This window comes from Thalassiella azotivora, assembly GCF_054781695.1.
In genome coordinates this window covers 315,498-330,695 of record NZ_BAAGTX010000001.1, presented here as the reverse complement: position 1 = coordinate 330,695, position 15,198 = coordinate 315,498, and the positions used below count along the sequence as shown (strand labels likewise).

Here is a 15,198-nt window from a genome sequence, read left to right as displayed (position 1 = left end):
GTGGGTGACGCACCCACCACCACGAACCGGAGGTACCCCGTGCCCAGCAAGGTCGCGTTCCTCGTCGCAGCGGAGGGCATCGAGCAGGTCGAGCTGACCGAGCCCTGGAAGGCCGTCCAGGACGCCGGGCACCAGCCCGTGCTGCTGTCACCGGAGAAGGGCTCGGTGCAGGCCTTCCACCACCTCGACAAGGCCGACGCGTTCGACGTCGACGTGGCCGTCGGCGAGGCGTCCGTGGACGACTACGCGGCGCTCGTGCTGCCCGGCGGCGTGGCCAACCCGGACGCGCTGCGCACGGACGCCGCGGCCGTCGGGTTCGTCCGCGACTTCGTGGCCTCCGGCCGGCCCGTCGCCGCCATCTGCCACGCCCCGTGGACCCTCGTCGAGGCCGGCGTCCTCCAGGGTCGGCGGTTGACGTCCTGGCCGAGCCTGCAGACGGACCTGCGCAACGCCGGGGCGCAGTGGGTCGACGAGGAGGTCGTCGTCGACGCGTCGGGACCCGGGCCGCTGGTGACCAGCCGCAAGCCGGACGACCTCGAGGCGTTCTGCCGCACCGTCGTCGAGCACCTGCCCGGCTGATCGCCCGGCGGGACCGGCACCGCGCCGCCGGATCCGGCGGAAGCGTTTGCACACCCGTGCCCGGACCGGGTCCCCGGTCCGGGCACGGGTGTGTCCCAGGCCATAGGGTGGCTGTCATGCGCCGAGCGAAGATCGTCTGCACGCTGGGTCCTGCGACCTCCTCCGACGACCGGGTCCGCGAGCTCGTGGACGCGGGGATGGACGTCGCCAGGCTCAACCTCAGCCACGGCTCCCACGCCGACCACGCCGCCTCCTACGCCGCCGTGCGGCGGGCCAGCGACGCCACGGGACGCGCCGTGGGCATCCTCGCCGACCTCCAGGGTCCGAAGATCCGGCTCGGTCGCTTCGCCGAGGGGCCGGTCGACCTGCGCGCGGGGGACACGTTCACGATCACGACGGAGGACGTCCCGGGCGACGCGACGACGTGCTCGACGACCTACACGGGCCTGCCGGGCGACGTCTCCGCCGGGGACAGCATCCTGGTCGACGACGGCAAGGTCGCGCTGCGGGTGACCGAGGTCGACGGACCGCGGGTGGTCACCACGGTCACCGTCGCCGGACGGGTCAGCGACAACAAGGGCCTCAACCTGCCGGGCGTGGCCGTCAGCGTGCCGGCGCTCAGCGACAAGGACGCCGACGACCTGCGGTGGGCCCTGCGCCAGGGGGTCGACCTGGTCGCCCTCTCGTTCGTCCGTCGCGCGGCCGACGTCGACGACGTGCACGCGATCATGTCCGAGGTCGGGCGGCGGGTCCCGGTGATCGCGAAGGTGGAGAAGCCGCAGGCGGTCGACAACCTCGAGGAGATCGTCGACGCCTTCGACGGCATCATGGTCGCGCGCGGGGACCTCGGCGTCGAGCTGCCGCTCGAGCAGGTGCCGCTGGTGCAGAAGCGCGCCGTGGAGCTGGCGCGTCGCAACGCCAAGCCGGTCATCGTCGCCACGCAGGTCCTGGAGTCGATGATCACCAGCCCCCGACCCACCCGGGCCGAGGCCTCGGACGCCGCGAACGCCGTCCTGGACGGCGCCGACGCCCTCATGCTCTCCGGCGAGACGAGCGTGGGCGAGTACCCGGTGGAGACCGTCCGCACGATGGCGCGGATCATCCAGAACACCGAGGAGCACGGGCTGGAGCGGATCCAGCCGCTCGGCACGAAGCCGCACACCCGCGGCGGCGCCATCACCTACGCGGCCTCCCAGGTCGGGGACCTGCTCGACGTCAAGTACCTCGTGACCTTCACCCAGTCCGGCGACTCGGCGCGACGGATGTCCCGCCTGCGGTCGCGGATCCCGCTGCTGGCGTTCAGCCCGGAGCAGGCCACCCGCTCCCGGCTGACCCTGTCGTGGGGGGTCGAGACCTTCCTCGCCCCCTTCGTGCGGCACACCGACGACATGGTCCGCCAGGTCGACTCGCTGCTGCTCGAGCTCGGGCGCTGCGAGAAGGGCGACCTCGTCGTCATCGTCGCCGGGTCGCCCCCCGGGATCGTGGGCTCCACCAACGCCATGCGCGTGCACCGGATGGGCGACGCCGTGTCGGGGGCGGCGCCGGCCTACCGTGACGACGACACGGGGGACGCGGACGTCAGGTCCGCCTGAGGCGGCACCGAGGTCCGACCGTGCCCCGGGTGGGACTCGAACCCACACTGAACGGTGTTTGAGACCGCGCCCTCTGCCGATTGGGGTACCGGGGCCCGCGGACCGGCGTGGAGTCCGCCCCGCGAGGCGTCGATAGGCTAGCCGACGTGACGGACGAGCAGAGCCCGAGCGTGCCCGGTGCGCCGCCGCGTCGGCGGGTGGTCGTGGCCGAGGACGAGGCGATCATCCGGTTGGACGTCGTCGAGACCCTGCGGGAGGCGGGTTTCGACGTGGTGGGGGAGGCCGGTGACGGGGAGGCCGCCGTCCGGCTGGTCGAGGAGACGCATCCCGACCTGGTCGTGATGGACGTGAAGATGCCTGTCCTGGACGGCATCTCGGCGGCGGAGCGGATCGTCGCCGGGCACCGGACCGCCGTCGTCCTGCTCACCGCCTTCTCCCAGCGCGAGCTCGTCGAGCGGGCGCGCGACGCCGGCGCGATGGCGTACGTGGTCAAGCCGTTCACGGCCGCGGACCTGCTGCCTGCCCTGGAGATCGCCCTGTCGCGCCACTCCGAGATGGCCGCGCTCGAGGCGGAGATCGCGGACCTGACCGAGCGCTTCGAGACCCGCAAGCTGGTCGAGAGGGCCAAGGGCCGGCTGATGGAGTCCATGGGCCTGTCCGAGCCCGACGCCTTCCGCTGGATCCAGAAGACGTCCATGGACCGCCGGCTGTCGATGCGCGAGGTCGCCGACGTCGTCCTGGCCCAGGTGCCTTCCTCCGACGACCAGGGCTGATCCCCGCCTCCGCGCGGCGTGCCGCCCTCCTGCCGCGCACCGGACGTCGCGCGCGAGAGCCGTCCGGGTATCGGGCAGGTCACGGATCCGCAACGACGTGACGTGTGATCTCCAACATCCTGTCGGCGCGTCACCATCTGGGTTAGGTTCCGCGTGACCAGCACAGCGGACCGCCTCGGCGGTCCGCCGGACGAAGGAGATCGTTCATGACCCGACCCTCGCGCGCTTGGCGCTCGGTGGCCGTGATCGGTGTGGCAGGCATGCTCCTCGCGGCGTGCGGCGGAGGCGACGACGACGAGGGCGCCAACGGTGACGCCACGCCGGCGGCCGGCGGTGACGTGGCGGAGGGAGACGGCGAGCTCGTCATCGGCACGCTTCTTCCCCAGACCGGGAGCCTGGCGTTCCTCGGGCCGCCGGAGTTCGCCGGTGTCCAGCTCGCCATCAACGAGATCAACGAGGCCGGTGGCGTCCTGGGCCAGGACGTCCGCAAGGTCGACTCCGACTCCGGTGACACGTCCACGGACATCGCCTCGCAGTCGGTCGACCGGCTGCTCAACGAGGGCGCTGACGCCATCGTCGGTGCCGCCTCGTCGGGTGTGTCCTTCACCGTGATCGACAAGATCACCGGTGCCGGTGTCGTGCAGATCTCGCCGGCCAACACCTCGCCGGACTTCACCGACTACCCGGACGACAACCTGTACTGGCGCACGGCCCCGTCGGACGTCCTGCAGGGCCGCGTCATGGGCGACCTCGTCATCTCCGACGGTTACCTGAACGTCGGCATCATGGCGCTCGACGACCCGTACGGCACCGGCCTCGCGGACAACGTCGAGCAGGCCGTCACCGACGGCGGCGGCTCGGTCGTCGACAAGATCGTCTACGACCCGAAGGCGGCCAACTACTCGGCCGAGGTGACGCAGCTGAAGGCGGCGAACCCGGAGGCCCTGGTCCTCATCGGCTTCGACGAGACCACGAAGATCGTCAACGAGCTCGTGGCGCAGGGCATCGGCCCGAGCACGCTGCCGCTGTACTTCGTGGACGGCAACCTGTCGAACTCCTACGAGTTCCCGGCGGGCACCCTCGAGGGCGTCAAGGGCACCCTGCCGGGCGCCGAGGCGACCGAGGACTTCCGCAACCGGCTGCTCGAGGTCGACCCGAGCCTGAGCGACTACAGCTACGCGCCGGAGTCCTACGACGCCACGATCCTCGTCGCCCTGGCGGCGGTCGCGGCGGAGAACGACAGCGGCGAGGCGATCGCCTCGCAGATGCAGGCGGTCAGCCGCGAGGGCGAGAAGTGCACCACGTTCGCCGACTGCAAGGCGCTCCTCGAGGACGGCCAGGACATCGACTACGACGGCGTCTCCGGCCCCGTGGAGTTCAGCGAGCAGGGTGACCCGACCGAGGCCACCGTCGGCATCTACCAGTACGGCGCCGACAACAAGTACACCAACCTGGAGTACAAGTCCGGCAAGATCTGATCCTGCCTGACGACCAGCGGGGCCCGGCCGACTCGGCCGGGCCCCGCTGCGCGTTCCCCACGCCTCCCTGGTCCGGCGCACTCAGCGGGCGGAGTGCGCCGTCCGAGGCAGGCATCGGCGCACTCAGCGGGCGGAGTGCGTCGTCCGAGGGTGGTCCCTGCCCCTGCAGGCAGGCGCCCTGGTGGCAGCGGCGCCTCGACCTGCCAGGGAACGCGCCGACGGCGGCACCCCCGGTGGGGGTGCCGCCGTCGGTGAGCGGGCGCGTCAGGCCTTCGCGAGGGTGCCGAGGTAGAGCTCGATGACCTTGGGGTCGTTCGCGAGGTCCTTGCCGCTGCCGGAGTAGGCGTTGCGTCCCTGGTCCAGGACGTACCCGCGGTCGCAGATCTGCAGGCAGCGTCGGGCGTTCTGCTCGACCATGATGACCGAGACGCCGGCCCGGTTGATCTGGCGGGTGCGGATGAACACCTCGTCCTGCAGGGCGGGGGACAGGCCGGCCGACGGCTCGTCGAGCAGCAGCACCGACGGGTCCATCATCAGAGCCCGGCCCATCGCCACCATCTGCCGTTCCCCGCCCGACAGGGACCCGGCGCGCTGGGCCCTGCGGTCGCCGAGCGTCGGGAACAGCCCGGTGACGAAGTCGAAGCGCTCCTTGAACCGCTTCGCGTCCTGGAAGCACCCCATCTCGAGGTTCTCCTGGATCGTCAGGGACGGGAACACGTTGTTCGTCTGGGGGACGAACCCGACGCCCTTGCTGACGAGCTTGTTCGCCTTGAGACCGGTGATGTCCTCACCGCGCAGCGTGACCGATCCGCTGCGGATCTTCACCAGCCCGAAGAGCGCCTTCAGCAGCGTCGACTTGCCGGCGCCGTTGGGGCCGATGATGCCCACCAGCTCACCCTCACCGCAGTACAGGTCGGACCCGTTGAGGATGTTCACGCCGGGCAGGTACCCGGCGACCAGCTCGTCCGCCCGCAGCAACGCGTTCTGCGCGCCCCTGACGTGGTCGGTCCGGTCGATCGTGTCCAGGTTCTCGCGCGCGCTCATCGCCCGCCCTCCTCGTGCGACCCGCGGCGCAGCTCCGCCTCGGCCTCCTCGATCTGCTGGCGCTCCTCCTCCTCGGTGAGGGGGGCGTCGTGGTGGCCGCCGAGGTAGGCGTCGATGACGGCCGGGTCGCGCATCACCTCGTCGGGCCGGCCCTCGGCGACGACCGTGCCCTGGGCCATGACGATGACCCAGTCCGAGATGTCACGGACCATGTCCATGTCGTGCTCGACGAACAGCACGGTCATCCCGCGCTCCCGCAGGTCCTTGACGTGCCCGAGCAGCGACTGCGTCAGGGCCGGGTTCACACCGGCCATCGGCTCGTCGAGCATGACCATCTCGGGCTCGCTCATGAGGGCGCGCGCCATCTCCAGCAGCTTGCGCTGGCCGCCGGACAGCGAGCCGGCGAAGTCGTCCTGCTTGGTGTCCAGCTTGAACCGCGCGAGCAGCTCGCGGGCGCGGTCGGTGATCTGCTCCTCCTGCTTGCGCCACAGCGCCGGGACGAGGGCCCCGAGGAATCGCTCGCCGCGCTGCTCGGTGGCCCCCAGGCGCATGTTCTCCATGACGGTGAGGCGCGACAGCGCCTTGGTCAGCTGGAACGTGCGCACCATGCCGTTGCGGGCGACCTTGTGGGCGGCGACGCCTCCCAGGGACCTGCCGTCGAACGTCCACGAGCCGGCGTCCGGCCGGTCGAAGCCGGTGAGCAGGTTGAAGAAGGTCGTCTTGCCCGCCCCGTTCGGGCCGATCAGGGCGGTGATGGCACCGCGCTGGATCTCGACGTGCTCGACGTCGACGGCCGTGAGGCCGCCGAAGCGCCGGGTGACGCCGTCCGCGACGAGGATCGGGTCGGGCTTGGGTGCACCCGGCCGACCGGGGACGTCGGCGAGGGCGGCCGTGGCGGCCTGCTTGCGGGCCCCGGTCACCTGGGCGGCTCCCTGGTCGGCGGGCATCTGGTCAGCGGGCATCGATCGCGAGCTCCCTCTTGTCGCCGAAGATGCCTTGCGGCCTGAAGATCATCAGGGCCATGAGCAGCAGGCCCACGAGGATGAACCGGACCTGCCCGACCTGGGTGGTCGACATCAGGCCCGACGGGATGTAGCCGGCCCCGATCGCCTGTCGCAGCACGTTGTCGGTGACGGAGAAGAACAGCCAGAACAGGGCCGCGCCGACGATGGGGCCGAAGACCCTCGCGGCACCACCGAGCAGGAGCACGGCGTAGGCGAAGAAGGTGAACTCCGTGCCGTACAGGTCGGGCTGCACCGCGGCACGGCCCAGGGCGAAGACGAAGCCCGCCAGGGCACCGATGACGCCACCGAGGACGAGCGCCTGCATCTTGTAGGCGTACACGTTCTTGCCGAGGGAGCGGACGGCGTCCTCGTCCTCGCGGATGCCCTTCATGACCCGGCCCCACGGGCTGCGCATCAGCATCCACACCAGCAGCGCGCACAGGATCACCAGCAGCCAGCCGACGACCAGCATCCAGGTCAGCCGTTCGCTGAACCGCCAGGGCCCGAACCCGTACCGCCCGTCGGGGAAGGGGTTGAGCCCGTAGAAGCCCTCGGCGAAGCCGGTGAGGCCGTTGGAGCCGCCGGTGTACTCGCGCAGCGCCGAGGAGCGGAAGACGATCCGGACGATCTCGGCCGCGGCGATGGTCGCGATGGCCAGGTAGTCGGCCCGCAGCCGCAGGGTCGGGATGCCGAGCAGGACGGCCAGGAGGACGGCGCCCAGGATCCCGACGACGACGCCGACGCCGAACGGCAGGCCGACGATCGTGACGGTGATGGCGATGCCGTAGGCCCCCACGGCCACGAAGGCCGCCTGGCCGAAGTTGAGCAGGCCGGCGTACCCGAACTGCACGTTGAGGCCGATGGCGGCCAGGGCGTAGATGACGGTCTCGAGCCCGATGATCGAGCGCGCGCCGTTGGTGAGAATGCTTCCCCAGTCCACTGGCCCTCCCTCAGCCGATCCGCTCGCGGCGGCCCAGGATGCCCTGGGGTCGCACCAGCAGGATGATGATCAGGACTGCCAGCGCCCCGACGTTCTTGAGCTCGGTGGGCACGAACAGCGTGCTCACCTCGATGAACACGCCGACCACGAGCGACCCCGCGAGGGCGCCGAACGCCGTCCCGAGCCCGCCGAGGGTGACGGCGGCGAAGACGAGCAGCAGGATCTGCTGGCCCATCTGGAAGTTGATGCCCTGGGCCATGCCGAGCAGCACGCCGGCCAGGCCGGCGAGCGCCGCGCCGGAGACCCAGACGACCCGGATGACCCGGTCGACGTCGATCCCCGTCGCCGCAGCGAGGGCCGGGTTGTCGGCGACGGCGCGGGTCGCCTTGCCGATCCTGGTCCGGATCAGGGCGAAGCCGACGGCCACCAGCACGACGACGGCCAGCGCCATGCTGATCAGGTCCGCCGGCCTCAGCGACACCGGGCCGAGCTGCACACCGCGCTGGCCGGCGTAGTCGACGAAGTTGCGGGTGCTGCCCTCGAACTGGAAGAGGAAGCCGTAGCGCAGCGCGATGGCCAGGCCGATGGACACGATCATCATGGCGATGAGGCCGGTGCCCCGGGAGCGCAGCGGTCCCCACAGCAGCCGGTCGTTGAGGTACCCGAACAGGCCGGAGACGACGATCGCGAGCGGGCCGGCGACCAGCAGCGGCAGACCGACGGTGACGTTGAACAGGAACGCGATCAGCGCACCGAAGGTGACGAGCTCACCGTGGGCGAAGTTCGTCAGCCCCGTCGTCCCGAAGATCATCGACAGGCCGATCGCCGCCAGGGCGATGATGAGCCCGAAGCGCAGTCCCTGGACGACCAGCTGCAGGGTGCGGTTGGTCCCGCCGTCGTCGCTGGCGGCTGCTCCGCCCCCGCCGGGCTCGCCGACGCGGAAGGCGGTCGGGGCGACCTCCCCCTCGCGGACCTCGCGGGTGATGCTGTCGGCCTCGAGCTGCTTGCCGTCGGGCAGCGTGCCGGTGTCGACGGTCACGGTGTACTCGCCCGGCGCGGGGACGCCGACGACGACGGTGCCGCGGTCGTCCGTCGTCCCGGTGCCGACCTCGTCACCGTCCTGGGTGACGGTGACGTCGACTCCGGCGACGCCCTCCCGGTCCTCCCGGATGAACACCCGCAGTCCTTGCTCGGGTGGTGCCTCCTGGGTCGGTGAGGGACCTGTCCCCTCGGTCGGGCTCGGGCTCGGGCTCGCGGTGGCGCTGGCACCCGTCAGCAGGGTGGCCAGCACGGCGAGGACGAGACCGACCCAGACTGCGGCAAGCTTCCGCACTCCACTACCTCCGGTCGGGATGGGGGGGCACCGGGCCATCGCGGCGGTGTGGGCTGCGCGGGCCGGGGTTGTGCTGCCGGGGGACTATAGACCGGGGCGTGTGACGCACAGCACCGCATCAGGCCGTGTCGAGACGGTTTCGTGACCTCGACCGGCCACCTGTGACGACAGTGCTCATCCGTTCCGACAGCCCGCCCCGACAGCCTGCCACCGACCCGGGGGCGCCCGCAGCACGTCACCGCAGGCGGCTGACGACCTCCACCAGCAGCGGCGCCACGACCAGCGCGGGCAGCAGGTCGCCGACCGGCACCTGTCGCAGGCGCAGCAGGCGAAGGGCCACCCCGACGAGCACGAGGCCGCCGGTGGCGGTCAGTGCTGCGACGTGACCCTCCGGGAGCACGTCACCCAGGAGGACCCCGGCGAGCGTGAGACCGCCCTGGACGACGGCGAGGGTCACCACGGACGCCAGGACGCCGACGCCGAGCGACGCCGCGAAGGCGATGGCGGCGAAGCCGTCGAGCACCGACTTCAGCGACAGCATCTCGATGCCCCGGCCCAGCCCGTCGGACAGGGAACCCAGCACCGTCAGCGGCCCGACGCAGAAGACGAGGGAGGCCGCCATGAAGCCCTGGACGAACCGGTGGTCATCGTGCCCGGCCGCGTCGGGACCGGGGTCGTGCCCGGTCGGGACGGGTCCGTCGCCGGACCCGGCCACGACGGCCCCCTCGGCGGGGACGGCGCCGACGGCGGCCCCGCGGCGCGGACGGCGCAGCGTCCCGCGCCGGACGAGCCGGCCGACGTCCTCGAGCCGCTGCTCGATCCGCAGCAGGGAGCCGATGATCCCGCCGAGGAGCAGCGAGCCGAGCACCACCAGGACGGGGGCCGAGTCACCCACCTCGGCGGCCAGCGCCGGGGAGAGCACGTCGGCCGCGGACAGCGCCGCCACCAGGAGGGTGACCAGGCCGAGCGCGTCCGTGACGACGTCGCGCGTGCGGGGCGGGAACCGGCGTCCCAGGAGCAGCCCCAGGCCACCTCCGAGTAGCACCGCGAGCACGTTCAGTACCGTTCCGGCACCAGGGAACACGGCGGTCCTCCCAACGTCGTGGCCGGCTCTTCCTCCGCGCCGCGGTTCTCTCTAGAGTCCCCCCGCAGCGGGTGGATTCTGCCCGACGTCACCGGTCCGGTCCGCGCCCGGCGTGCCGACCGGTCGAGCTCGGAGGTGGTCCGTGGGTCGCACGACGGTCGACGTGCGCGCGGCCGGTCCGCAGGACGCCGCCTCGGTGCTGCGCCTGGCCGAGCTGGCACGCAGCGAGGTCGGTCACGAGGTGCGGGCGCTCGCCACCGGTCACCGGGACCGCGTGACGGCGGTGCTCGCCCGCGACGACGTGGACGTGCTGCTCGCCGAGGTCTCGACCGAGCCGGTCGGCCTGCTCGTCCTGCGCCGGGGTGAGCTGCTGCCGCTGTGCGGCACCGGGGCCGTCCACGTCGAGCAGCTCTGGGTCGCGCCCGCGTGGCGCGGCCGCGGGGTGGCCAGGGTCCTGCTCGCCGCCGCGGCGGGTGCCGGCGAGCGCTGCGGCGCCGACCGGTTGGTGTGCTCGGCCCCCTCGGGGGACCGGCAGACCGCGCGCTTCCTCACCCGGCTCGGTTTCGCACCGGTGGTCACCTACCGCATGGTCTCCGTGGCCGGGTTGCTGCGGCGGCTCGCGGGGGAGAACCCGACGCTGCTGCGCCGGTCCGCGCTCGAGCAGACGATCGCCCGGCGCCGCCGGCAGGCGCGGCACCGGCCCGCGGACACCGGGAGGGTCCCGGCGGTGACCGGCGGGCTGCCGGTCGCCCGGGTGATCCCCATCGTCGACGTGACGGACGACGCCGTCGCGTCCGCGCAGGTGGACGCGGTGGCCGGTGACCTGCCCGCGCCCGCCGGGCCGGCGCCGGTGGGGCGCCAGCGGGGGGCCTCCACCGGCTGAGCGCCTCCGGTGCCGGGGTGCCGCGCGGGCCGGCCACGAGCCCGCCGGCCGGTCGGGGTCGTCGGCCCCGCCCCCTAGGCTTGCCGCGTGACCTCGACGACGTCGCCGACCCCGGCCGCCACGACCCCCGCCGCGGCGGTGCCGACCGAGGGCACCACCCGGCCGCGGTTGCTCCTGCTCGACGGGCACTCGCTGGCCTACCGGGCGTTCTTCGCGCTGCCGGTCGAGAACTTCTCGACCACGACCGGCCAGCACACCAACGCGGTGTACGGGTTCACCTCGATGCTCATCAACGTGCTGAGGGACGAGGCCCCGACCCACGTGGCGGTCGCCTTCGACGTCTCGCGGCAGACGTTCCGCGCCGAGCAGTACGCGGAGTACAAGGCGAACCGCTCCAAGAGCCCCGACGAGTTCTCCGGCCAGGTCGCCCTCGTCAAGGAGGTCCTGGACGCCCTGCGGATCCGCACGGTCGAGAAGGAGGGCTACGAGGCGGACGACGTCATCGCGACCCTGGCGACCCAGGCGCGCGCCGCGGGCATGGACGTGCTGGTGTGCACCGGTGACCGGGACGCCCTCCAGCTCGTCGACGAGACCGTGACCGTCCTGTACCCGCGCAAGGGCGTGTCGGACCTGGCGAGGATGACCCCCGACGCGGTGGAGGACAAGTACGGCGTCCGGCCGGCGCGCTACCCCGACCTCGCGGCGCTGGTGGGGGAGACGAGCGACAACCTGCCGGGTGTCCCCGGCGTCGGGCCGAAGACGGCAGCGAAGTGGATCGGCCAGTACGACGGCCTCGACGGCATCGTCGCCCACGTCGACGCGGTCACGGGCAAGGCCGGGCAGAGCCTGCGCGACCACCTCGACCAGGTGATCCGCAACCGCCGTCTCAACGAGCTGGTGCGGGACCTCGACCTGCCGGTGGTGGTCGACGAGCTGGCGGTCGTGCCGTGGGACAGGGAGCAGGTCCACCAGCTGTTCGACTCCCTGGAGTTCCGGGTGCTGCGGGAGCGTCTCTTCGCCACGCTGTCCACACCGGAGCCGGAGGCGGAGTCGGGCTTCGAGGTGCAGGTGCGCCGGCTCGCGGGCGCGGAGCTGCCGACGTGGCTCGCCGAGCACGCCACCGGCACGACCGGCCTGCAGGTGCAGGGGGCCTGGGCGGCCGGTGCGGGGGACGCCCACGCGCTCGCGCTGGCGGGCGCCGACGGTGCCGCCGGGTTCGTCGACCTCACCGAGCTGGACCCGCAGGCCGAGGCGGCCCTGACGACCTGGTTGGCCGACCCCGAGCGCCCCAAGGTGGTGCACGACGCCAAGGGCCCGCTGCACGCGCTCGCCTGTCGCGGTATGGCGGTCCGCGGTCTCGTCGGTGACACGGCGCTCGCGGCGTACCTGTCGCGGCCCGACCAGCGCTCCTACGACCTGGCCGACCTCGCGGTCCGGCACCTGCACCGCGAGCTGCGCGTCGAGGAGGGCCCGGCGGACGGGCAGCTGGCGCTGGACACCACGGGGACGGACGGCGAGGCGGAGTCCGCGGCCGTGCGCGCCGCCGCTGTCCTGGAGCTGCACGGGGTCCTCGCCGAGGAGCTGGCGGAGCGCGGCGGCAGCGACCTGCTGCGAGAGCTCGAGCTGCCGCTCGTCCCGGTGCTGATGCAGATGGAGCGCACCGGGATCGCCGCGGACGCCGACCGGCTGAGGGCGCTGGAGCAGCAGTTCGCCACCGCGGTGGACACGGCGGCGCAGGCCGCCTACGCGGTGATCGACCGGCAGGTGAACCTGGGGTCGCCCAAGCAGCTGCAGGAGGTCCTGTTCGAGCAGCTGGCGATGCCCAAGACCAAGAAGATCAAGACCGGGTGGACGACGGACGCCGAGTCGCTCGCGGAGCTGTACGTCAAGACCGAGCACCCCTTCCTGCAGCACCTGCTGGCGCACCGCGACGCCAGCCGCCTGAGGCAGACGGTCGAGGGGCTGCTGCGCACCGTGGCCGCGGACGGGCGGATCCACACGACGTACCAGCAGACGATCGCGGCGACCGGCAGGCTCAGCTCGACGGACCCGAACCTGCAGAACATCCCGATCCGCACCGAGGAGGGACGCCGCATCCGCGAGGCCTTCGTCGTCGGCGACGGCTACGACTGCCTGCTCACCGCGGACTACAGCCAGATCGAGATGCGGATCATGGCGCACCTGTCCGAGGACGCCGGGCTGATCGAGGCCTTCCGCTCCGGTGAGGACCTGCACTCCTTCGTCGGCTCCCGCGTCTTCGAGGTGGAGCCGCAGGACGTCACACCCGCCATGCGGTCGAAGATCAAGGCGATGTCGTACGGCCTCGCGTACGGGCTCAGCGCGTTCGGGCTGTCCAAGCAGCTGCGGATCGACGTCGACGAGGCCCGGACGCTCATGACCGACTACTTCGAGCGCTTCGGCGGCGTCCGCGACTACCTGCGGGGCGTCGTGGACCAAGCCCGCCGCACCGGCTACACCGAGACCATCCTGGGCCGGCGCCGGTACCTGCCGGACCTCACCAGCGACAACCGCCAGCGCCGCGAGATGGCGGAGCGGATGGCGCTGAACGCCCCGATCCAGGGATCGGCCGCCGACGTCATCAAGGTCGCCATGCTCGGCGTGGACCGGGCGCTGCGCCAGGAGGGTCTGCGGTCCCGGCTGCTCCTCCAGGTGCACGACGAGCTGGTGCTGGAGGTGGCGCCCGGTGAGCGGGAGGCGCTCGAGGCGCTCGTCCGGCGCGAGATGGCGGGCGCCGCGGAGCTGTCGGTCCCGCTGGACGTGTCCGTCGGCATCGGGTCGTCCTGGCACGAAGCCGGCCACTGAGCGTGCCGACCACTGAGCGTGCCGGCCACTGAGCGTGCCGACCCCGGTGCGCAGCGGTACGGGGTGTCGTCGTCCCCGCCGCACCGGACCAACCGGTCGGCTACCGATCGGTAACGGTCGTTCCCCCGCGGTCCTCGTCCTGCCAGACTGCGCGGCGTGCTGAGCCTGACACGCCACCGTCGCGTCCCGACCGCCGCCGTCCTGGCCGCGGCCGTCGTCCTGCCCCTCGCCGCCTGCTCGGACGAGCCGGAGTCCGTCGCGTCCCGCGAGCGGACCACGCGCACCGACGTCGCGTTCACCGGGTGCGAGGACGTCGAGTGCACCGGCGAGATCGACGGCGCCCCGTACGAGATCCTGCTGCCCGAGACCTGGAACGGCACGCTGCTGCTGTACTCCCACGGTTACCGGCAGGCCGAGGCGGCGCCGCCCACGTTCAGCGAGCCGTCGCGCGAGCCCGAGCCGGCGCCGGGCTGGTCGTCCGGCACCACCGAGGTCGGCGACGCGCTGCTCGAGCAGGGGTACGCGCTCGCCGGGTCGGCCTACGCCAGCAACGGCTGGGCGGTCGAGGACGGGGTGGAGGCGGGTGAGGCGCTGCACGAGTTCTTCGTCGAGAACGTCGGGACCCCCGACCGCGTGTACGTGTGGGGCGACAGCCTCGGCGGGCTCATCACCCAGCTCCTCGCCGAGCGCAACCCCGACTGGGTGACCGCGGCGGCGCCGCTGTGCGGGGTGATGGCCGGGCCCAACGCCAACCTGGACCTCGGCCTGGACGTGGCCTACGCGGTGCGGACGCTGCTGCTGCCGGACATGAGGCTCACCGGGTTCTCCAGCTGGCAGGAGGCCACGGAGCAGTGGCAGGCCGCCTACGACGCCGTCCTGGCCGCCGGCACCGACGTGCAGGCCGGCGTGCCGAAGCTGCTGGCGATCTCCGCCGTCGTCGACGGCCCGACGGCCACCGGCACGTACGACGGCTCCACCGTCGAGAGCGGCGTGCGGGCGCGGGCGGAGGGCATCCTGACCGCCCTCGGGTTCGCGACCTACGGCCGCTACGACATCGAGCAGCGCTTCGGCGGCAACCCGTCGGCCAACGACGACGTCGACTACGCGGCCCGCCTGGACGCCGAGGAGCGCGCGCTCATCGACACGGTCGGCGGCGCCAGGACCGCCGACGCCCTCGCCGCCGCGCTGGAGGGCGGCCAGCGGGTGGAGGCTGACGCGGGCGCGCGTCAGCGGTTCGCCGACTCCGGCACGCCCACGGGCGCCGTCCAGGACCCGACGATCACGATGCACACCGCGGCGGACCCGCTGGTCGTCGTGCAGAACCAGTCCGTCTTCGAGGACCGCGTCGCCGCCAACCCCGACCGCACCGGCGACCTGGTGCAGCTGTTCACGGTCGCCCCGCCGACCTTCGACGCCGAGCAGGGGGCCCCCTACGGGGCCGGCCACTGCAACTTCTCCCTCGACGAGCGGGTCGGCGTGGTCGACCTGCTCGACCGCTGGGCCCGGGAGGGCGTCTACCCGGCACCCGCCGCGGTGACGGCGGCGTTCGGTGACGACACCGGGTACGAGCCCGCCTACCGGCCGGAGCCCTGGCCGGCGGACCTGGACGGGTGACACCGGGGCACCCACCTGCCTGCGCCACGCGGTCGCCGGCGCGCTCCCGGC

Annotated in this window: 12 protein-coding genes and 1 tRNA gene; 7 read left to right on the top strand and 6 right to left on the bottom strand. The window is 72.6% G+C overall.

Features of this window, described 5'->3' with window-relative positions; all coding sequences use genetic code 11:
- The first annotated feature begins 39 nt into the window (after positions 1–39).
- Both ACYVQV_RS01475 and pyk read left to right on the top strand, forming a co-directional pair.
- A complete protein-coding gene (locus ACYVQV_RS01475; protein ID WP_461021475.1) occupies positions 40–579 on the top strand; it encodes a type 1 glutamine amidotransferase domain-containing protein in 540 nt (179 codons plus the stop codon).
- Positions 580–695: 116 nt separating this feature from the next.
- On the top strand, positions 696–2,171 hold the full coding sequence (gene pyk, locus ACYVQV_RS01470) for a pyruvate kinase (RefSeq protein WP_461021474.1): 1,476 nt from the start codon (positions 696–698) through the stop codon (positions 2,169–2,171).
- Between the two features lie 21 nt (positions 2,172–2,192).
- On the opposite strand, the gene ACYVQV_RS01465 is transcribed toward pyk, so the two are convergent.
- A tRNA-Leu gene (locus ACYVQV_RS01465) sits at positions 2,193–2,266 on the bottom strand.
- A 51-nt stretch (positions 2,267–2,317) separates the two neighbouring features.
- On the opposite strand from ACYVQV_RS01465, the gene ACYVQV_RS01460 reads away from it, so the two are divergent.
- Positions 2,318–2,944: an ANTAR domain-containing response regulator gene (locus ACYVQV_RS01460; RefSeq protein WP_461021473.1), complete on the top strand. Its 627-nt coding sequence runs from the start codon at positions 2,318–2,320 to the stop codon at positions 2,942–2,944.
- 206 nt (positions 2,945–3,150) lie between these two features.
- The gene (locus ACYVQV_RS01455) at positions 3,151–4,422 is read left to right on the top strand and encodes an ABC transporter substrate-binding protein (RefSeq protein ID WP_461021472.1); all 1,272 of its coding nucleotides are present in this window, start codon (positions 3,151–3,153) and stop codon (positions 4,420–4,422) included.
- A 264-nt stretch (positions 4,423–4,686) separates the two neighbouring features.
- Here the strand turns inward: ACYVQV_RS01455 and ACYVQV_RS01450 are convergent, their stop codons facing one another.
- The 5 genes from ACYVQV_RS01450 to ACYVQV_RS01430 all read right to left on the bottom strand — a co-directional run bounded on the left by ACYVQV_RS01450 (position 4,687) and on the right by ACYVQV_RS01430 (position 9,797).
- A complete protein-coding gene (locus tag ACYVQV_RS01450; RefSeq protein ID WP_461021471.1) occupies positions 4,687–5,466 on the bottom strand; it encodes an ABC transporter ATP-binding protein in 780 nt (259 codons plus the stop codon).
- Entirely contained in the window at positions 5,463–6,428 is a 966-nt protein-coding gene (locus ACYVQV_RS01445) for an ABC transporter ATP-binding protein (protein ID WP_461021470.1), read from the bottom strand. Before ACYVQV_RS01445 ends, ACYVQV_RS01450 begins: the two co-directional genes overlap by 4 nt.
- Positions 6,418–7,410 carry a branched-chain amino acid ABC transporter permease gene (locus tag ACYVQV_RS01440; protein WP_461021469.1) on the bottom strand — a complete coding sequence of 331 codons (993 nt, stop codon included), beginning with the start codon at positions 7,408–7,410 and terminating at the stop codon, positions 6,418–6,420. The genes ACYVQV_RS01445 and ACYVQV_RS01440 overlap by 11 nt, the downstream gene beginning before the upstream one ends.
- Before the next feature lie 10 nt (positions 7,411–7,420).
- Positions 7,421–8,587, bottom strand: coding sequence for a branched-chain amino acid ABC transporter permease (locus ACYVQV_RS01435; RefSeq protein WP_461021468.1), 1,167 nt, complete (start codon positions 8,585–8,587; stop codon positions 7,421–7,423).
- 391 nt (positions 8,588–8,978) lie between these two features.
- The gene (locus ACYVQV_RS01430) at positions 8,979–9,797 is read right to left on the bottom strand and encodes a DUF554 domain-containing protein (RefSeq protein ID WP_461021467.1); all 819 of its coding nucleotides are present in this window, start codon (positions 9,795–9,797) and stop codon (positions 8,979–8,981) included.
- Between the two features lie 172 nt (positions 9,798–9,969).
- Between ACYVQV_RS01430 and ACYVQV_RS01425 the strand changes: the two genes are divergently transcribed.
- From ACYVQV_RS01425 to ACYVQV_RS01415, 3 genes are all read left to right on the top strand, one after another.
- Positions 9,970–10,710 carry a GNAT family N-acetyltransferase gene (locus ACYVQV_RS01425; protein WP_461021466.1) on the top strand — a complete coding sequence of 247 codons (741 nt, stop codon included), beginning with the start codon at positions 9,970–9,972 and terminating at the stop codon, positions 10,708–10,710.
- 138 nt (positions 10,711–10,848) lie between these two features.
- A complete protein-coding gene (gene polA, locus ACYVQV_RS01420) occupies positions 10,849–13,533 on the top strand; it encodes a DNA polymerase I (protein ID WP_461021507.1) in 2,685 nt (894 codons plus the stop codon).
- 156 nt (positions 13,534–13,689) lie between these two features.
- Complete coding sequence (locus tag ACYVQV_RS01415; protein ID WP_461021465.1) at positions 13,690–15,147, top strand: hypothetical protein; 1,458 nt, start codon at positions 13,690–13,692, stop codon at positions 15,145–15,147.
- The last annotated feature ends 51 nt before the right edge of the window (positions 15,148–15,198 follow it).

Excerpts from the sequence above, each read along its gene's own strand:
- pyk (WP_461021474.1), top strand. The coding sequence starts at position 696 with ATGCGCCGAGCGAAGATCGTCTGCACGCTGGGTCCTGCGACCTCCTCC.
- ACYVQV_RS01450 (WP_461021471.1), bottom strand. The coding sequence starts at position 5,466 with ATGAGCGCGCGCGAGAACCTGGACACGATCGACCGGACCGACCACGTC.
- ACYVQV_RS01455 (WP_461021472.1), top strand. The coding sequence starts at position 3,151 with ATGACCCGACCCTCGCGCGCTTGGCGCTCGGTGGCCGTGATCGGTGTG.
- ACYVQV_RS01445 (WP_461021470.1), bottom strand. The coding sequence starts at position 6,428 with ATGCCCGCTGACCAGATGCCCGCCGACCAGGGAGCCGCCCAGGTGACC.